The organism is Rheinheimera baltica DSM 14885, assembly GCF_000425345.1.
In the GTDB taxonomy this organism is placed as follows: domain Bacteria; phylum Pseudomonadota; class Gammaproteobacteria; order Enterobacterales; family Alteromonadaceae; genus Alishewanella; species Alishewanella baltica.
This window is the reverse complement of sequence record NZ_KE384354.1, coordinates 40,405-58,736: the sequence shown is the minus strand read 5'-3', so window position 1 is coordinate 58,736 and position 18,332 is coordinate 40,405. Positions and strand designations below refer to the sequence as shown.

The window sequence follows — 18,332 nt, the reverse complement described above, 5'->3', positions numbered from 1 at the left end:
GAATACAATTATGACGTGCGGTTAATAGGGCAATAATACACAGCGAATACAAGATTCACAGTATTATTCGGCTTTATTACCCGCCAATGACATCCTGACCGCATGATTTTAATGATAAGTCAGGTACAATAGTCATTCTTGTTTAAGCTTTACAGAGTCTATCATGCTGAGTTTTTTTGAACGGATTATAAACCCTTTTCCTGCTGAAAATCCGGAACAACCGCCAAAAGGAATTTTCGCTTTTTGTCGTCATTATACTAAAGGAATGGAAACATCGTTGGTACTAATGTCGATAAGTACAGCGCTGCTGGCCATGCTGGAAGTATCGCTATTTAGTTTTATGGGCCAGTTGGTTGACTGGTTGATACAAAACGACCCGCAAGATTTGTTTGTCAGCGAGCGCGCGACCTTAATTAAAATGGCGGTTGTAACCTTGGTGTTACTCCCTGCCCTAAGTTTTTTTCATGCTGCTATTTTGCATCAAACCTTATTGGGTAACTACCCAATGTCGATTAGGTGGTTAGCGCACAGGTATTTGTTACGTCAAAGTATCAGTTTCTATCAAAACGACTTTGCCGGCCGGATTGCCACTAAAGTCATGCAAACCTCTTTGGCCGTGCGTGAAACGGTAATGAAGCTTCTCGATGTAATGGTATATATTTTGGTATATTTCGGTTCTATGCTGTTTTTTATTGGTGAAGCAGATTTACGACTTATTATTCCCATACTGGGATGGTTAGTGCTCTATGTTTCAATGCAGTTTTATTTTGTTCCCAGGCTAAAACGTGCGTCAACGCTGCAAGCAGATGCAAGATCCGAAATGACCGGCCGTATTGTCGATAGCTATACCAATATAAGCACCATAAAATTATTTTCACATACTCACCGTGAAGAAGCGTACGCCAAAGAAAGCATGGATGTGTTTTTAAAGCCGGTTTACCGGCAGATGCGTCTCGCTACTGGTTTGAGTGTATCGGTACAAACGCTAAATTACTTTTTGGTGTTCAGTATCGCCGCATTATCGATTTACTTATGGGCTGACAGCGCCATTAGTGTCGGGGCTATTGCTATTGCTGTTAGCTTAGCCCTGCGCTTAAACGGCATGGCGCAGTGGATTATGTGGGAAGTCAGTAGCTTGTTTGAAAACATCGGTACTGTGGCCGACGGTATAACCACCTTATCCCAACCCGCGCAAGTAATGGATATAGCTAACGCCAAGCAGCTACAGGTCAGTACGGGCGCGATAACATTTGACCAAGTTTGTTTTAACTACGGCAAGGAAGATAGCCCGGACGGAAAAACCCCTGTACTGCAGCGCTTAGATCTCAATATTAAACCGGGTGAAAAAGTTGGCCTGGTCGGTCGTTCTGGCGCTGGCAAATCGACGTTGGTAAACCTACTTCTACGTTTTTATGATGTAGAGAGCGGCAAAATATTCATTGATTGTCAGGATATTAGCCAGGTTAGTCAGGAAAGTCTGCGAAAGCATATCGCCATGGTTACACAAGACACATCTTTATTGCATCGTTCAGTACGTGACAACATTGCCTATGGCAAGCCCGATGCTACAGAGGCAGAACTTCAGTTGGCTGCAGAGCAAGCAGAAGCCAGTGAGTTTATTGCAGATTTGTCTGATCCTAAAGGCAATCGTGGTTTTGATGCCCAAGTAGGCGAGCGCGGAGTAAAACTTTCTGGTGGACAACGGCAACGTATTGCAATAGCCAGAGTATTGTTAAAAAATGCCCCTATTTTAATCCTAGATGAAGCAACATCAGCGCTAGATTCTGAAGTAGAAGCCGCAATTCAAGCCAGCTTGAACACCTTGATGGATGGTAAAACCGTTATTGCTATTGCGCACCGATTATCCACTATTGCTCAGATGGACCGCTTAATTGTGTTAGATCAGGGTAATATTATCGAACAAGGCAGCCACGCTGAGCTTATTGCATCAGGTGGCATTTATGCACAGCTTTGGGCGCATCAAACCGGTGGGTTTATTGGTGTAGAATAGCCTTTAGTGACAATGCATAAGGCTTGCCGTATGCATTGTCAGGTTTTCTCATGCCATAACATGCTTGCTGTATAAAATTGTCTGCTGTATGTTTTAAAAAACATCACGTTGTAATTTTCGTGCTTTGCGAGCGCTGTTGTATTGAACAAACTGCGGTGCTAACGCCGTCATAGCAGAACCCAAAACAACCAGAAACGCACCAATTAAAGAGCTGATATTTAACTGTTGTGCCGACAAGAAACCCGGAAATAGCCAAGAGGTTAGCTGGGCAAACAAGATGGTAAATAATGGCGTTACTGCTAATACCGCGCTGACTTTTGACGCCTCCCAATGATGCAAAGCTTCAGCAAAAGCACCATAAGCCACCACGGTATTCAAACAACAGAATACCAACAGTGCCCAGTGTAAGTAACTCATCGTCATCAATGGTTCAAAAGCTGACACAGGAACAAACGCCAACGTACCGGCGACATACAACATATACATAATTTGTTTCGAACTAAAATGCACTAACAGCTGCTTCTGTGCTAATGCATATGCCGCCCAGGTAACTGCCGCGGCAACAACTAAAAGTACACCAATACTTTCATTGCTCGCTTGCATAACCAATTGCACTAATCGCTCATTAAAAAACAGTAATAAACCGGCAACCAATGTTACAGCCCCAACTTTTTGCCAGCGCAATAAACGCTCTTTAAAAATAATAACGCCGCCAAGCATCATCAAAAATGGCGCTAGTTGGATCACTACTTGCCCGGTTTCGGCATTTAAATAATTTAAACCGGTTAAATACATGATGTAATTTGATAACAGTCCCGCAACAGCAACCAACATGAGAGTAATTACTTTACGGTTACGAAACAGCATCATAGCGGGTAACTTACCTGTGAAACCAAGCCAAATACCGACCATGACAGCGGCAACCAAAAAACGAATCGCCGTTATGGTATTGGGAGTAAGCACATCAAGCAGTACCTTTAATGCAATAGGAAGCATGCCCCATAAAATGGCAGTAGTTAATGCTAACGTTAAGCCAACCAGGCTTTTGCCGGTAATTTGATGCATGAATTATTTCCAGTGTGAATGCCACAAGTGTGGTAAAGCGGCATTGTCCGATACAGCAGACATTTTCACCTATTTTTGCCGCTTTTGTCTGTACGAAAACAGATAATAGCGACCAACCTACTAACCATTGCGCCATATCAAACTAAAATGCGCTGATATTCACTATACTTCATCAGAAACATAACGCTATTGCCCAGCGACAAACGAAAATTGAGATGCAACATGATAAAACGTATTGGCATACTCACCTCAGGTGGTGATGCCCCCGGTATGAACGCAGCTATTCGCGCAATTGTGCTAACGGCGTCTGTAAGCAATATTGATGTTATTGGATTTCATCATGGGTTCAACGGCTTACTGGAATCTGATTATCAAAGGTTACTGCCGCAACACGTTGCTCACATTATCCATCAAGGCGGCACCATGCTGAAAAGTGCTCGTTGTGCACAGTTACATACCGCAGAAGGTGCAAGGCAGGCTGCCACAGTACTTGAAGAGCTTGAACTTGATGCCCTAATTGTTATTGGCGGGGATGGCAGCTTTCGTGGTGCGCTGGCAATTGCCAATTATTATCAAGGTCAAATTATGGGGATACCGGGCACCATTGACAACGATATCGATGGAACCGACTTTACTATTGGCTTTGCTACAGCTATCGACACCGCACTGGACACAATTTATAGAATTCGTGACACGGCAGAGGCCTTTGAGCGTATATTTCTAATTGAGCTTATGGGCCGACATTCAGGTTATATCAGCCTATCTGCCGGTATTGCAGCGGGTGCTGAGCAAATTATTTGCCCGGAATTTGGCATTTTGCAGCCACATAATATAAAAGCCCTGCTTGCACCAATACAGCGTGCGCAACTAATGCGGGGTAGTAGCAGCTATATTATTGTTGTAGCGGAAAACAGTTATCCAGCAGGTACCAGCGCATTGGCAGAAGCAATAAGTGAAGCGTTAGGAATTGAATGCCGGGCGTGTATTCTTGGGCATATCCAGCGAGGGGGGAGCCCTGTGGGCGCTGACAGAATTCTGGCGACAAAATTAGGGGCTTTTGCAGTAGAGCAACTACTTGATGGCGCGCATCTGATGATGGCAGGTGAAGTGCATCAAAAACCTATGCTTTACCCGCTAATAAATACCGGTGAGAAGAAAAAACAACTCGACCCCTATTTAGTTCGCTGGCAACAAAACATTGCCAGCGACTAGGCTATTTTATGGTGTAAAAACCTGTTTAACCCGGTCTTTATAGCTGCGGCTTACTTTTACTGCCTGGCCATTAGTCAGCATTAGTTGATGCTCACCATTGGCCAACATTTGCAACTTAGCAATGGTATGAACATTAACAATCGCAGAACGATGGACCCTAACAAAAAGCTTAGGGTCAAGTTCTTGTTCCAGCTCTTTCATTGTGCGACGTAAAATATGGGTTTGACCATCGCGCGTATGAATACACATATAGTCACCCGCGGCATCAACCCACTCTATTGCAGATACCGGTACTCGCGTTATCTCGCCGCTGTCCTTAATACTTATTGCATCTGGGAATCGGTCATTAACAACTGGCTGGGCGTTATCAAGTCGTTGTAAAATATTACCAGTATCATCTCCGGTAAGCTTTGCTACAGCTTCAGCAAGCTGCCCCTTATGTTTTTGTGTGTCCTGTGCCTGAAAAAGTTTAAGTACCTTTTCTATTGCTAATTTTAAACGCACCGGCTCAACGGGTTTAAGCACATAGTCCAGCGCACTGACTTCAAAGGCATTAAAAGCATAATGATCATAAGCCGTAACAAAAACGACGTAGGGTAAAACAACCTGCTTTGCTTGAAGTTGCTTAAGCACAGCGAAACCATCCATCCCAGGCATTTCAACATCAAGAAAAACCAAATCCGGAGCAAGCTCGCTAATAAACTCTACTGCTTGTTGTCCATTACTACACTCAGCAATAACGTTCAATTCAGAAAATTCGCGTAACCGAACCATCATCCCTTTACGGGCTAAAGGCTCATCATCTACCACTATTACCTTAAGCATGTGCCTGTTCCGTTTTTTCTAATTCTAATGGGATCCGAATATTAACTTTCAACCCTTGTGGCTGATTATGCGTTAACACCAACGCAAAATTATTGTCGTATAATGCGGATAATCGTTCTTTGGTATTGACTAAACCAACACCACTATCACTGCTTTTGGGTAAGCCATTGGTAATGGTCATTCCCGGACCATTATCGGCGACTTCAAGCAACAAATCATGGCCAAACTTTTTCGCCGTTATAGCAATTTTGCCGCCATTTATCTGGCTGGCTACTGCATATTTAACCGCGTTTTCTATCAAAGGCTGCAAAATTAAACTAGGTACCAGCGCCGACTCAGTGTCAGGCTCTAATTCAAATTCTACTGACAGGCGTTCAGAGAAACGCACTTTCTCTATCTCAAGGTATAAGCGGGCCGCATAAACCTCTTGTTCTAACGGCACCTTATTAATAGGGTCTTTGTACAATGAATAGCGCAAAAAGTCACTAAGCCTTGTCACCATTTTATTGGCCGTGTCGGCTTCATTAATTAACACTAAGGTTGAAATGGCGTTAAGGGTATTGAACAGAAAATGCGGATTAAGTTGATAACGCAGCATTTTAAGTTGTGCTTCATGGGCTTTATTGGTTGCAGTTAATGATTTTTGCTTCTCTAATTGCAACGTCTGATAATACTTAATACCAAAGTACAGCCCGCTCCAGCTCAACATAACGTAAAAAGCAAATGGCGTTTCACGCACATACTTTAACCAATGATCTGGCCGTGCACCGTGGCGGTAAATTTCCCAATAATTAAAATTACGCACCGCAGTCCAGATTGCCGCTACGGTAAAAGCTAACACCAAAACCGTAACGATCATTTTCCACGGTGTCCATTGCCCTACTCTTTGATAGGTGTAACGCAGCGGAATGGTAATTAACCAACCAATATAAGAATCAAGTGCTACCACTATAAGATAGGCATCTCGGGTTTCCTGTATTAACGAGTTTAAATACGTAACAATGGCAAAACCGAGCCAGCCCAATGTATGCAGCAGCCAAAACTGGCGGGTGCGGTCCTCTAAAAACTTATACAAAATACTGACCCGCAGCGAAATTTAACCCTAGTGGGATTATAACTAAACAATGACAAAAGCCCTCGTTAACTGGCCGCATTTACACTCGCATTAATCGCAGTAATAACATAAAAGAGTTAGCGTGTTGTTGAATATATAGCACTAGCTAAGCACGGGTGTCGGCTTACGATCGGGCCCAAGTGCAACAAAAGTAAAACTACCAGAAATGGCTTTATGCTGATCATCGCTATACATGTTCTCTACAAAAATATCGACTTGCACACGAATACTGGTGCGGCCAACGTGCTCCACTCTGGCAACCAGCTCAATTATGCTTCCTGCAGGTATAGACTCTTTAAAATCAACGCGATCAGAACTTACTGTTACTAAAGGCTTACGACAAAACCGGGTCGCTGCAATAAAGGCCGCCTCGTCCATCCACGCTAGCGCTTCGCCACCAAACAAGGTGTTATGATGATTGGTACGCCCGGGAAATACTGTTTTTGTAACACGGGTAACAGCGTGCTCCATACGTTTAGCAATTAACGCGTCATTGCTCATTGTTGTTCTCACTAATGCTTAAAGGCTGCGGATTTTATAAGACTGACCTTTATTTGCAACCGCTACAAGTGTTAATAGCGTCATAGCCTTCTTTTTTATTAATACTTTTGCATATAGTTAGAAATGCAGATCCGTGCCTTGTCGTTTTCCTTAACTTATTTTAACGGCATAATAGTTATCAAAATGCGAAGCCAAGGCCACATTATGAATTATGTAAACTATCAGTTGGATGTATCTGACGTAACTGCTCATCTAATAACAGTCACACTGAGTTTCAAACCCACACAAGCGCTACATGAGCTCACATTACCAGCGTGGATCCCAGGCAGCTACATGATCCGTGACTTTGCCCGTAACATTGTCTCAATCAACGCATATGATGATGTGGGCTCACTGAAACTGACACAACTGGATAAACAACGTTGGCAGCTAAGTTGTAATAACCACATCATCTACGTGCGCTATCAGGTATATGCCAATGATTTATCTGTCCGCGCAGCCTATATTGATGATGAAGTTGCGGTATTAAACCCAGCCTGCCTTTGCCTGAGCGTTAGCGAACTACATACATTAGTGCACCATGTAGATGTTATAAAGCCACAAGCAGACGTAGCGGCAAGCTGGCGCCTGGCCACCGGTTTGTCGCGTGCAAGCGACACTCCCTTTCTTGGCTTTGGGCGTTACTACGCTGATAACTATCAAATACTAATTGATAGCCCCTTGCTACTTGGCGTTTTTACCCTATGTGAATTCAGCATCAACGACATTAACCATTATTTGGTAGTAACAGGTTCAAACCTGACCGATTTAACCCGCTTCACCGACGATTTAACCAAAATATGTCAACAACAGCTAAATGTGTTTGGCGCCCTACCCGATGATTTAGACAGTTACTGGTTTTTACTCTGGGTAACAGAAGACGGCTATGGTGGTCTGGAACATTTGAATTCAACACTCTTACTTTGCAGTAGGTTTGATTTACCCACACCTGCCGTAGAATTAGTCGATGAAAACTACCAGAATCTGCTGGCACTTTGCAGCCATGAGTATTTTCATACCTGGTGGGTGAAACGCCTTAAGCCTGCCTGCTTTATGCAATATCAACTTGCAAATGAACAATACACATCACAGCTGTGGTTATATGAAGGTTTTACATCTTACTTTGATGACCTTGCGTTGGTTCACTCGGGACTAATAACTGCGGAAAGTTACATTAAAACGGTAGAAAAACTTATCTCCAGAGTCACGCGTAACCCAAGTGATCAAGTACAAAGCTTAGTAGATAGCAGTTTTACCGCCTGGACTAAATTTTATAAGCAAGACGAAAATGCGGTAAATGCGGTTGTCAGTTATTATGCTAAAGGGGCGTTACTAGCCCTTTGTCTGGAAGGCGCATTACGCCAACGAGGACTTTCACTGCAGCACGTTGTGCGGCAACTATGGCAACGCTTTATCGCAACCGGTACGCCAGATAATGCGTTAAGTGTTGTATTAAATGAGTTGGGATTATCTGAACTGGCAAGCCAATCTGAACAGTGGTTGCATGAAGCCAAGCCATTACCGCTGGCTGATATGCTGGCGAATTTAGGGTTAAAAGTGACGTTAAGGCCGATGCAGCACGGCGATGATTTTGGTGGCGAAATGCTAAAAAAATCTCATGGGCCAGCTAACCTTCCGTTTATCGGTGCATTAACTAAAACAGTTAATGGCCAGCTCACCATTAGCCAGGTTTATCACGGCGGTGCGGCGCATCAGGCCGGTTTAATGGTAGGTGATCAACTAATAGCGTTAGATAACCGCAAAATCACCAACAACAACTTTAACCAACTGTTACAACGCTATGAAATTAATAGTGAGACAATCTTACACTTGTTCAGGAAAGATCGTTTATTACAGTGTTCCCTGCAGCTTTGTCAGTCAAACGCACAGGTGGCTATAGTTAATATTTCGGACCAAACGCTATGTGATAGCTGGTTAACTATGGAGTAAGCGGTAAACCAGGTAGCAAGGCCGGATCAAGCCGCTCTTGCTGCCAGTTTATACGCCAATCTAAATGGGGGCCGGTTACCCTGCCCGTCGCTCCAACCTCAGCAATTTTTTGTCCTTGCACCACCGTATCACCGACGGCGACATGAAACTTACTCAGGTGCATAAAAGTAGAATTAATGCCAAAACCATGATCAACAATGAGTGTTAAGCCTGAATAGTACAAATCTTTTGCCAGTAACACCGTTCCGCTTAGCGGGGCAATAACAGGAGCGCCAATTGGTGCCGCAACATCAAGACCATAATGCGGGTTACGTGGTTCACCGTTAAATATACGCTGACTACCATAAACACCCGAAATTCGGCCTTGTGCTGGCATTACTGGCTTATCAAAGATATACGGCAAGGTAGATACTGTTTCACGTGCTTTACGTACTTGCACATTATCTTGCTGAATCCGTTCGCTAACATCACTAGGGGGGGTAACGTATTTTTGTGCTACCCCGTTTACCCGCTGGATATCGTATTGGCGAGCACTAATAGTAAGTTCAATAACCTGCTCTTCACCAGCGGATTTAATTTTTAATTGATGAGTGAGTTTGGCATCGCGGCCTACACCAAAGACAAAACGACCATCAGCACTAACTACAAGCGCTGCGTCATTAAAATAGACTTCACTGCCAGGGGCTGTTTTTCCCACCAACAAGCTGCCTTGCGTTAACGCACCTATCAGCTCTACTTCAGGTTTTGCTGCAAGAGCACCACTAACACTAACTAAAAGCGATAGCGCCTTTACCCACCCCTTCATAAGCTACAACCTTATATTGTTTCAGATTATCCTGTTGTTTAAGCTCCGTGACAATATAATCAGCTAAACACTCAACAGTGGTATCACACGGCACAATTTCGCAATGTGTTTTGGGCATCGTTAATTCAAACCAGCCTTGCGCAGCCTGATAGCGGAAACTATAGTCGTCGCAACCCGCAGTTATATATTGCAACTCATTAACTGCACAGCAATCTTCAGCGGTACCTAAATAAATATCCTGCCAACGCTCGCTCCAATATTTATTAAGTCGGGGTGACAACATACCATCAGCATAAATCTGAATAGTTGAACGATGGCCATGTGCAATACGCTGACAATTGCCATCATGTTTCTTCAAACCATGGCTATAGTGGTAGTAAAATCCATTGCTCGCTTCAGGGCGTAAGTTAATAACCAGCTTTTGTACATTTGTGGGTAATAACGGCTTTATACTGTCTTGCAGGAATTCAGTAACGCTTTGTTCATTGATCACTTTAGTGGGAATAGCCACAACGGCTTGTTCCGGTGCGGCCATTTGAATAACGCCACGGTCACTTTGAAATTTAAGCACATTAGTTTGTTCTGTCGCTTGAAGTGATAAAGCGGCAGAGTGAGCCGGAACGGCCAATTTGTGATCGACCAGCTGATCAATGGCCTGTTTGATAACTTTTTTAACCTTACCAAAATCCAGCACCATGGACGTTTGATCCAGCGCGCCATGCAATTCAACATCGGCAATATAGCTTTCGCCTAACATACCCCGTGTTTCGCATAGGTAAGAAAAATCAATAACGGTTAAGTCCCGTACAAACAAAATCATCAGTGGCTCTCTATTACAGTAAACAGCCAGTATTATAACGCTGAACATACCATAACAACACCTTAGCCGACGCTAATTTACCGTTTATGCTCTGTCAACCAACTGTTTAAAATGCCTATTTGGCCGCATTTATGTGCCGCATACATCAGTCGTATTGCATTGCTTAGTAAAGTACTGTCATTCCACTCCGTTTTTTGCTGAATTTCCTCATAACAGCTTAACGCTTCTGGGGTTAAATAGCCGCGCAGCTCTTTTTTACCAGACTGTTTTTGCCGCTCACGGTAACGTTGTTGTTTTTCTGCATTGCTCAGCGCTTTTCCACTTGAATTTGTCATGTTTCACTCTTTAGTAATAACACGGCCATAAACTTAGCCAAGACGGCACTTTTCGACGTAAAAATGGCTGTTTGTACAAATCGGACTTGTCTAGCGTACAAGTGTTCGCTAAAGTGAGCCGGAATTTTCACTGGATTAAACATACATGACTCAGAATAGCTTTACAAAAGAAGATTTAATTGCCTGCGGCAACGGCGACTTGTTTGGCGAGGGCAACAGTCAACTGCCATCAGATAATATGCTGATGATGGACCGCATTGTTCACATCTCAGAAGAAGGCGGCCTTTATGGTAAAGGACAAATTATCGCTGAGCTCGATATTACCCCAGAGCTGTGGTTCTTTGCTTGTCACTTCAAAGGTGATCCGGTAATGCCGGGTTGTTTAGGCCTTGATGCTATGTGGCAATTGGTAGGCTTTTTCTTAGGCTGGTCAGGTGGTCCGGGTAAAGGACGCGCGCTTGGCGTTGGCGAAGTAAAGTTTACCGGTCAAATTCTTCCAACGGCGAAAAAAGTAACTTATACCATCAACATGAAACGCGTTATTAAGCGGAAACTGTTTATGGGTATTGCCGACGGTATTGTTAGCGTTGATGGCCGCGACATTTATGCCGCAACAGATTTAAAAGTCGGTTTGTTTCAGGACACCTCTAGCTTCTGATATTTTCGTAGAATTTAATGGCAAAAGCCCCGCAGAGTTATCTTGACGGGGCTTTTTATCCTATGAAAATGATGGGAAATTACTGACCTTTATTAAACAACCCTACATGGCGGTCTTCAATGGCTTCGCGCCAGCCTCCTAACCATTGTGAGCGCGTATCTAAACCTTGATATGGGCAAATTTCTTTTGAACGTCCAGTTACACCGGCACGATAACCTTGAGCATGAGCACGTTCCAGACGATCACGTTTTTGTCTTTTCATACGGCAGTCTTCCTCAACTTTGCTTGATAATAATAACCACAAAATTGCTTGCGGCTACCCTATAATTGATAGCTGACTAGACTAAAAGGTTCAATCCTTTACCGAGAAATTAATTGCTTGACAAAGGCTAACGAGCTGATGTTGTTTAAGATTTGATGACAAAATTATTTATATCTAATTACACTAATAGAATGTTTTTTTATAGCGAATATTAACAACGAGTTGAAAAGCAGAAAAAAAGCTGCCGAAGCAGCTTTTTTAATTAATATTTACGACGCCGCCACCAGATTAAAGCTCCACCAAACAAGAAGGTCCAAACGCCTAGGCTACCACCTTTTCGCTCGTATTCAGACTCACCAGTGTTACAAACATCCACCTCTCCATTAGCAATTGGCTGCAATGTTACCACCGTAGTGACAACTTCCTTTTCTGGATTACCCTGCGCATCGACAACAACATTGCCCAGTAAGTCTCTAGTGTCTCGATTAACCAGGGCGGTGGCAACTATAGTACCATTGCTGTTGATATCACGGCCTTCAACTATGGTATAGGGAGAGTTACAACCTATCAGCGTATTCAGATCGACAAAATTATCACTGCCTACGTCATACATAAAACCATGGATACGTCGGGTTGTTGTGCCAGACGCAATGACTTCGGCGCTACCTACAATAACATTGTCATCGTTTATGGCACGCGGCACAGTACCTGAGCTGTCAAAAAAACCAGTAATAAACGAAGTCGTATTAGTACTGTAATCGTAATAAAACATTTTGTTGCGTGTGTTACCATTTATTACTTTAGAGGCGTAACCTACAGCAATATTATTATTATTGATGCCAACCGATGTACTCGTTAACCAACTGTCAGCATCCACCATTGGCAATGCTTCATTCTCAACAAATAATGTGGCATGCGTAGTGCGGTAAACTTCGTTGGTAAAATAAGGTTTATCTTCATCAGTGTATGACGATACACCAACAGCAATACCTGAGTTGTTAACTGCAAGTGCTTGGCTAAAGTAATTAATAGCCAAAGCGCCTTCTTTGCTATGCTCTAACTGAGTATTTTTTTCACCCAAAAAACCCAAGACAGTAGGCGCTGAAATGTTGCTGCCCTCTATTTGCCAAATCAAGCCACGCTGAGTATAACCAAAAGATGTCAGCGGCTGCCCCCTGGTACCAGGCGTTCTGAGATCAGATGTATATTGTCCATAGAAACATGAATTTATCGGCTGTGATTCCCCGTTACAATTAGTCTCTAAAAGTTCGCTGGCTTCATCTACCAAGCCAATGCTGCCATAACCTGCAATAAAGCCACTATTACTAATAGCCCTTGCACTGCTCATCCCACCACCAAAGTCCTGATAAGGCGGTGGCAAAACAAGCGGTTCACCAGATACAACGGCAACACCTGATAAATACGGTAAATCAGGCACCCATATTTCTACTGTTTCCGGCTCGGTAGTCGCATCATCTTCAGCCACGGGTGTAAAACTTTGCTTGGTAAATGTTGACGTCGCCATGCCCACTGCGATTCCAGCACTGTTAATATCATAGATATATTCACTGTTTGCACGCGCCATAGCGGTGTCACGCAACGTAAAATTTTGCGCTTGCTCTGTGCCGGTTTTTACATAACCAATAGCATTACCAATAACCTGCAAAGCCAGATTATTCGATAGTAAAATTGACTGAATATCCGCCGTGATATTACCGCTGTTAATATCCGCTAATTGCTCATCAGTAAAAAATGCTTGAATAATTGAATTTTCAAAATCAATAGCATCCAAATCAACCGGGTAATTAAAATAGGTATAGTCGTAAAGCGGCGCACCTGAACTCGTTGTCCCCCGCTGAACTTTGATTGCGCCATTAAACACGGTATCGCCGCTATCATTAATGCCTGAGGCATAAGTTGACTTTAACTCCGGCACATTGCCAACTTCTACGACGTTATAAACTGCCGCTTGTACAGAACACAGACTTAACAGCGGCAATAACGCCAGGCTGATGCGAGATAACTTCATTCGGGGCCCCTAAATTCTACTTCTTATGCGTCTAATTCTTCCCAGCGCGCGTACGCTTGCGCCAGCTTCGACTCGGTCTGTTGTAATTGGTTCAACGTGTCTTGAGTTTGCTCTGCATTTTGCTTAAAAAACTCAGCACTGTTAACCAAAGCTTGCATGGCTTCAAGTGAGGTTTCGAGCTGCTCTATTAGTGCGGGTAGCTGTTCCAGTTCACGTTTTTCTTTGTATGATAACTTCTTAGTGCTAACAACAGAAGCCTGCACCGGTGTTTCTTCTGTAATGCTTTGTGCTTGTTTTGTCACTTTTTGTGCAGTCACAACTACTGGAGCCTGCCGTTGTTGATAAGCAATAACGTCGTCGTATCCACCGGCAATTTCAACAATGCGGCCCGCACCGGCAAACAGCAGTGAACTGGTAACCGTATTATTAACAAATTCCCTGTCGTGGCTGACTAGTAATACTGTGCCCTGGTACTGCTGCAAAATATCTTCCAGCAGTTCCAGCGTTTCGACATCCAAATCGTTTGTTGGCTCATCGAGAATTAACAAGTTACTTGGCCGGGCAAATAATTTTGCTAACAATAAACGATTTTTTTCCCCACCTGACAGGGCTTTAACCGGAGTGCGCGCTCTGGCTGGAGGAAACAAAAAGTCTTGCAAGTAACTTAACACATGGCGGGTTTTACCGTTTTGGGTGATCTCTTGCTTACCTTCAGCCACGTTATCCTGCACGGTGGCATTTAAATCCAGTGCCATACGATGTTGATCAAAATAGGCGACTTCAATATTAGTGCCGCGCTTTATATCACCACTGTCGTGTTTATAATCACCCAGCAGCAGTTTAATCAACGTAGATTTGCCTACCCCATTAGGACCGACCAATGCGATACGATCGCCCCGCATGACCAGCAGATCAAGCTTATCAATAATCGTTTTACCGTTAAAACCACAGCTGATGGCCTTGGTTTCAAATACCAATTTACCGGAGCGGTCGGCCTGCTCAATATTAAAATCAACCTTACCAAGCGTTTCTACCCGCTCTGCTCTTTCACGACGTAATGCTTTAAGTGCTCTTACCCGGCCTTCGTTACGCGTACGGCGGGCTTTAATGCCTTGACGGATCCACACTTCTTCTTCAGCCAACTTTTTATCAAACAAGGCATTATGCTGTTGCTCGTCTTCCAGCATTTTTTGTTTGCGATCCAGATATTCCTGATAATTGCCCGGGTGTGATGTCAATTGTCCGCGATCTAAATCGATGATACGGGTGGCTAGTGCACGAATAAATGCCCTGTCGTGCGAAATAAAGATTATGGCGCCGGAGAAGTTTAGTAAAAACTGCTCAAGCCATTGTATTGCCGCAACGTCTAAGTGGTTAGTCGGTTCGTCCAGTAATAAAATGTCAGGCTTAGCAATAAGCGCACGGGCTAAAGCTGCTTTTCGCAACCAACCACCCGATAAGGTTGCTAAGCTAGCGTTGCCGTCCATTTCAAACTGTTGACATAAATCAACCACACGACTTTCCAAGCCCCAGCCATCACGGGTGTCCATTTCGCTTTGTAGTTGTTCAAATAAACGATAGTCAGCGTCACTTGCGCCATCTAAGTTTTCTGACAAAGTATAAAATTGCTGTGCCTTTTGGGCTAAATCACCAGCACCTTCGCGAATAAAATCCGCTATTTTCACATCCATCTTCGCTGGCGGATCTTGCTCTAAACGGCTTAGCACCACACCGGTATTCACCACTATCTGGCCATCATCTAAATTTTGTTGACCGGTCAGCAGTTTTAAAAAGGAGGATTTGCCGGCGCCGTTGCGTCCTACCAGACACACCCGCTCACCACTAAATAAACTAAAATCGACATGGTCTAAAATGGGGTGCGTACCAAATGCCAGGCATGCCTGCTGAAAACGTAATAATTCCACTAACTTACTTCCTTAAGCCATGTTACCAGCTGTGCCGCGTCAAACGGCCAGCATAATTCATTGTCACCTGAGCGTAATACTGGAATCATCACACGATAACGCTCAAAGGCTTGTTCATCTTCAACAATATCCACAACCTTAAATGGCTGCGTTAAATCCGCTTGCAGGAGTAACTGCTCAGCTTGCTCACATAAGTGACAGCCCCAGGTACTGTATAAAACTAACTCGGCGCGCATGGCTTACCGGGTTAACTCAAAACACACATGGATATTGGGGTTGCGCTTAAAATCTTCTGGCAAGGTAGCCGCTGAGATGTCTTTAACCTGCCAACCTGCATCGTTAAGTGTTTGCGTATCAATTTTAAACCGACGTTTATTGTTAGAGAAAATCACCTTGCCACCCGGTGCCAGACGCGGTGTTAACATATTAAGTAAATTAACGTGGTCTCGTTGCACATCCCAGCTGTCTTGCATACGCTTAGAGTTTGAGAACGTTGGCGGGTCAACAAATATTAAATCAAACTGTGCACGGCAACGACTTAACCATTGCAAGCAGTCGGCCTGTTCAAATTGGTACTGCTTACCATTCAGGCCATTAATGGTGAAATTACGTTTAGCCCAATCAAGGTAGGTATTTGACATGTCGACCGTTGTGACACTTGTTGCGCCTCCAATAGCGGCATGTACCGAAGCACTGCCAGTGTAAGCAAATAAATTTAATACCGTTTTGCTTTTTGCCTGTTGCTGGATCATACGACGAGTAATGCGGTGATCTAAAAATAAACCGGTATCCAAATAATCGCGCAAATTAACCAGAAACTTAGCGCCGTATTCACTTACTTCTTTATACTGTCCGGCTTTAGCTATGGCTTGGTACTGCGAGCTGCCTTTTTGCTTTTCACGGACTTTTAATATCATCTTGTCAGAACTGATGCCTAGCACCGCAGGTACCTGGTTTACTACATCGAATAAACGCTTTTGCGACACTTGTTCATCCACAGTCGAAGGAGCAGCGTACTCATGCACCACGACTTCACCGTCGTACCAATCAACAGCCACATTGTATTCAGGAATATCGGCATCATATAAGCGATAACAATTTAGGCCTTCCTTTTTCGCCCACTTTTGCAGTTGCTTAAGGTTTTTTGCTAACCGGTTACCAAAAGAGCTACTTTCACTGTAAAACAGTGAAGGTGCGTCGCTACTGACCGCCACTTGTTTCTCTGTTAAATCAAACAACGTGAATTCGCAATCCAACGGGCCATTGGTAAATTTATAGCTCTTGGTTTTAGACAAGCGCAAAGCACGAAGCAAATCGGTGTTTGAAGTAATAATGGCTAACCGCCAGCCCTGATAATGCTGTTTTAACGCCAGTGAAAATTTACTGTACAGCGGTATCAATGACGGTAAATCGCCTAAACGCTCACCATACGGAGGGTTTGTGACTATTACACCGGCTGTTGCGGTAACGGCAGTTTTTAGAGCAGTTGCATCGGCATAATCAAATTGCACAACAGAGGCAACACCGGCACGTGCGGCGTTTTGTTTTGCTTTTGCCAGGCTGCGTTCATCCGAGTCTGAGCCCCAAAACTGAACAGTCGCAGGCAATGTCAGCTCAGCATCCTTGGCATCTTGCTTTAGTTGTTGCCAGATAGCTTCACGATGGCCTGGCCAACCGGCAAAAGCGAATTTCTCCCGGCTTAAACCAGGCGCTTTATTCAAAGCAATTAATGCCGCTTCAACCACAATAGTGCCACTGCCACAGAAAGGGTCAAACAAGGGCTGGTTAATCTGCCAGCCAGAGCGTTTCAACAAAGCAGCAGCCAGGTGCTCTTTTAACGGTGCGTCTCCCTGACCGCTTCTATAACCACGTTGATGCAAAGAGGGGCCCGAGAAATCCTGCAGAAAGTGAAAATGGTTTTTATCTAACCGCACCTGAAACCGCACGTCTGGATCCATACGATCGACATCAGGCCGATTGCCGGTTTCTTCGCGAAACTGGTCAACAATAGCATCTTTTAAACGAATAGCGCCGAATTGGGTGTTGTCTATCTTAGGGTGCTTACCTACACAATCCACCGCCAAACTATTGCGTAACGACATTTGCTGTGGCCAGTCTATTTTACAAGCTACTTGATAAATATCGCTATCTGCAGTTATTGGCTCTGACTGAATTAAGCGCAGAATGCGGGTAGCTAGGCGTGACCATAGACACAGCTGATAGCCCGTGCGTAAATCAGCACTAAAGCGTACCACTCCCATGGTGACTTTTAACACTTCACCACCGTGTTGACGAACTTCATCCGCCAACAACTCTTCTACCCCTTTAGACGTTAACGCCCAGAATTCAAGCATGCTACCCAACCCTTATCAAAAATGGCCGCTAGTATAGCAGAATGTACTATTTAGAAGGTTGAGTTTTTGCAATATGCCGAAATTGCTTTATTTAACCGCACTTTGCTTATTAAAGAAGCACTTGAACCAAAGGGAGAAAATAAAAGTAGCTAAAGGCTTGCAAGCCTAAAGTAAAAACACTAAGATGCGCCCCGCAATGACGGACGCGGGATGGAGCAGCCTGGTAGCTCGTCGGGCTCATAACCCGAAGGTCGTCGGTTCAAATCCGGCTCCCGCAACCAACTTTATAGTTGAAACTGCATTGCAAACAAATACTTAACACACTCTGCTCGGTGTTAAGTTACGGACGCGGGATGGAGCAGCCTGGTAGCTCGTCGGGCTCATAACCCGAAGGTCGTCGGTTCAAATCCGGCTCCCGCAACCAACT

Annotated in this window: 16 protein-coding genes and 2 tRNA genes; 6 read left to right on the top strand and 12 right to left on the bottom strand. The window is 44.1% G+C overall.

The annotated features are described in order from the left end of the window. Positions 1-163: 163 nt before the first annotated feature. Positions 164-2,011: an ABC transporter ATP-binding protein gene (locus H595_RS0121290; protein WP_027672934.1), complete on the top strand. Its 1,848-nt coding sequence runs from the start codon at positions 164-166 to the stop codon at positions 2,009-2,011. A 93-nt stretch (positions 2,012-2,104) separates the two neighbouring features. On the opposite strand, the gene H595_RS0121285 is transcribed toward H595_RS0121290, so the two are convergent. Beyond that, on the bottom strand, positions 2,105-3,076 hold the full coding sequence (locus tag H595_RS0121285; protein WP_027672933.1) for a DMT family transporter: 972 nt from the start codon (positions 3,074-3,076) through the stop codon (positions 2,105-2,107). Positions 3,077-3,298: 222 nt separating this feature from the next. On the opposite strand from H595_RS0121285, the gene H595_RS0121280 reads away from it, so the two are divergent. Beyond that, entirely contained in the window at positions 3,299-4,288 is a 990-nt protein-coding gene (locus H595_RS0121280; protein WP_037055812.1) for a 6-phosphofructokinase, read from the top strand. Between the two features lie 6 nt (positions 4,289-4,294). On the opposite strand, the gene H595_RS0121275 is transcribed toward H595_RS0121280, so the two are convergent. The 3 genes from H595_RS0121275 to H595_RS0121265 form a co-directional block, all read right to left on the bottom strand. Beyond that, positions 4,295-5,113: a LytR/AlgR family response regulator transcription factor gene (locus H595_RS0121275; protein WP_027672931.1), complete on the bottom strand. Its 819-nt coding sequence runs from the start codon at positions 5,111-5,113 to the stop codon at positions 4,295-4,297. Beyond that, positions 5,106-6,188, bottom strand: a complete 1,083-nt coding sequence (locus H595_RS0121270; RefSeq protein WP_027672930.1) for a sensor histidine kinase — start codon at positions 6,186-6,188, stop codon at positions 5,106-5,108. Before H595_RS0121270 ends, H595_RS0121275 begins: the two co-directional genes overlap by 8 nt. 141 nt (positions 6,189-6,329) lie before the next feature. After that, positions 6,330-6,728, bottom strand: coding sequence for an acyl-CoA thioesterase (locus H595_RS0121265; protein ID WP_027672929.1), 399 nt, complete (start codon positions 6,726-6,728; stop codon positions 6,330-6,332). Between the two features lie 204 nt (positions 6,729-6,932). Between H595_RS0121265 and H595_RS0121260 the strand changes: the two genes are divergently transcribed. Then, entirely contained in the window at positions 6,933-8,717 is a 1,785-nt protein-coding gene (locus H595_RS0121260; protein WP_027672928.1) for a M61 family metallopeptidase, read from the top strand. Here the strand turns inward: H595_RS0121260 and H595_RS0121255 are convergent. The 3 genes from H595_RS0121255 to H595_RS0121245 all read right to left on the bottom strand — a co-directional run bounded on the left by H595_RS0121255 (position 8,707) and on the right by H595_RS0121245 (position 10,677). Further along, entirely contained in the window at positions 8,707-9,522 is an 816-nt protein-coding gene (locus H595_RS0121255; protein WP_027672927.1) for a M23 family metallopeptidase, read from the bottom strand. The two genes, H595_RS0121260 and H595_RS0121255, sit on opposite strands and share 11 nt — an antisense overlap. After that, complete coding sequence (locus H595_RS0121250; RefSeq protein ID WP_027672926.1) at positions 9,485-10,342, bottom strand: 6-carboxytetrahydropterin synthase; 858 nt, start codon at positions 10,340-10,342, stop codon at positions 9,485-9,487. Before H595_RS0121250 ends, H595_RS0121255 begins: the two co-directional genes overlap by 38 nt. Positions 10,343-10,419: 77 nt before the next feature. Continuing rightward, the gene (locus H595_RS0121245; RefSeq protein WP_027672925.1) at positions 10,420-10,677 is read right to left on the bottom strand and encodes a hypothetical protein; all 258 of its coding nucleotides are present in this window, start codon (positions 10,675-10,677) and stop codon (positions 10,420-10,422) included. A 145-nt stretch (positions 10,678-10,822) separates the two neighbouring features. On the opposite strand from H595_RS0121245, the gene fabA reads away from it, so the two are divergent. Next, positions 10,823-11,335: a bifunctional 3-hydroxydecanoyl-ACP dehydratase/trans-2-decenoyl-ACP isomerase gene (fabA, locus tag H595_RS0121240; protein ID WP_027672924.1), complete on the top strand. Its 513-nt coding sequence runs from the start codon at positions 10,823-10,825 to the stop codon at positions 11,333-11,335. A gap of 79 nt (positions 11,336-11,414) precedes the next feature. Here the strand turns inward: fabA and rmf are convergent, their stop codons facing one another. The 5 genes from rmf to rlmKL form a co-directional block, all read right to left on the bottom strand. After that, positions 11,415-11,597, bottom strand: a complete 183-nt coding sequence (gene rmf / locus H595_RS0121235; RefSeq protein ID WP_027672923.1) for a ribosome modulation factor — start codon at positions 11,595-11,597, stop codon at positions 11,415-11,417. A gap of 262 nt (positions 11,598-11,859) precedes the next feature. Then, on the bottom strand, positions 11,860-13,626 hold the full coding sequence (locus tag H595_RS0121230; RefSeq protein WP_027672922.1) for a DUF3466 family protein: 1,767 nt from the start codon (positions 13,624-13,626) through the stop codon (positions 11,860-11,862). A gap of 23 nt (positions 13,627-13,649) precedes the next feature. After that, entirely contained in the window at positions 13,650-15,551 is a 1,902-nt protein-coding gene (gene uup / locus H595_RS0121225) for an ATP-binding cassette ATPase Uup (protein WP_027672921.1), read from the bottom strand. After that, on the bottom strand, positions 15,551-15,787 hold the full coding sequence (locus H595_RS0121220; protein WP_027672920.1) for a glutaredoxin family protein: 237 nt from the start codon (positions 15,785-15,787) through the stop codon (positions 15,551-15,553). The genes uup and H595_RS0121220 overlap by 1 nt, the downstream gene beginning before the upstream one ends. A 3-nt stretch (positions 15,788-15,790) precedes the next feature. Continuing rightward, entirely contained in the window at positions 15,791-17,905 is a 2,115-nt protein-coding gene (gene rlmKL / locus H595_RS0121215; RefSeq protein ID WP_027672919.1) for a bifunctional 23S rRNA (guanine(2069)-N(7))-methyltransferase RlmK/23S rRNA (guanine(2445)-N(2))-methyltransferase RlmL, read from the bottom strand. A gap of 204 nt (positions 17,906-18,109) precedes the next feature. On the opposite strand from rlmKL, the gene H595_RS0121210 reads away from it, so the two are divergent. Next, a tRNA-Met gene (locus H595_RS0121210) sits at positions 18,110-18,186 on the top strand. A gap of 66 nt (positions 18,187-18,252) precedes the next feature. After that, positions 18,253-18,329 (top strand) — tRNA-Met (locus H595_RS0121205). Positions 18,330-18,332 lie beyond the last annotated feature (3 nt).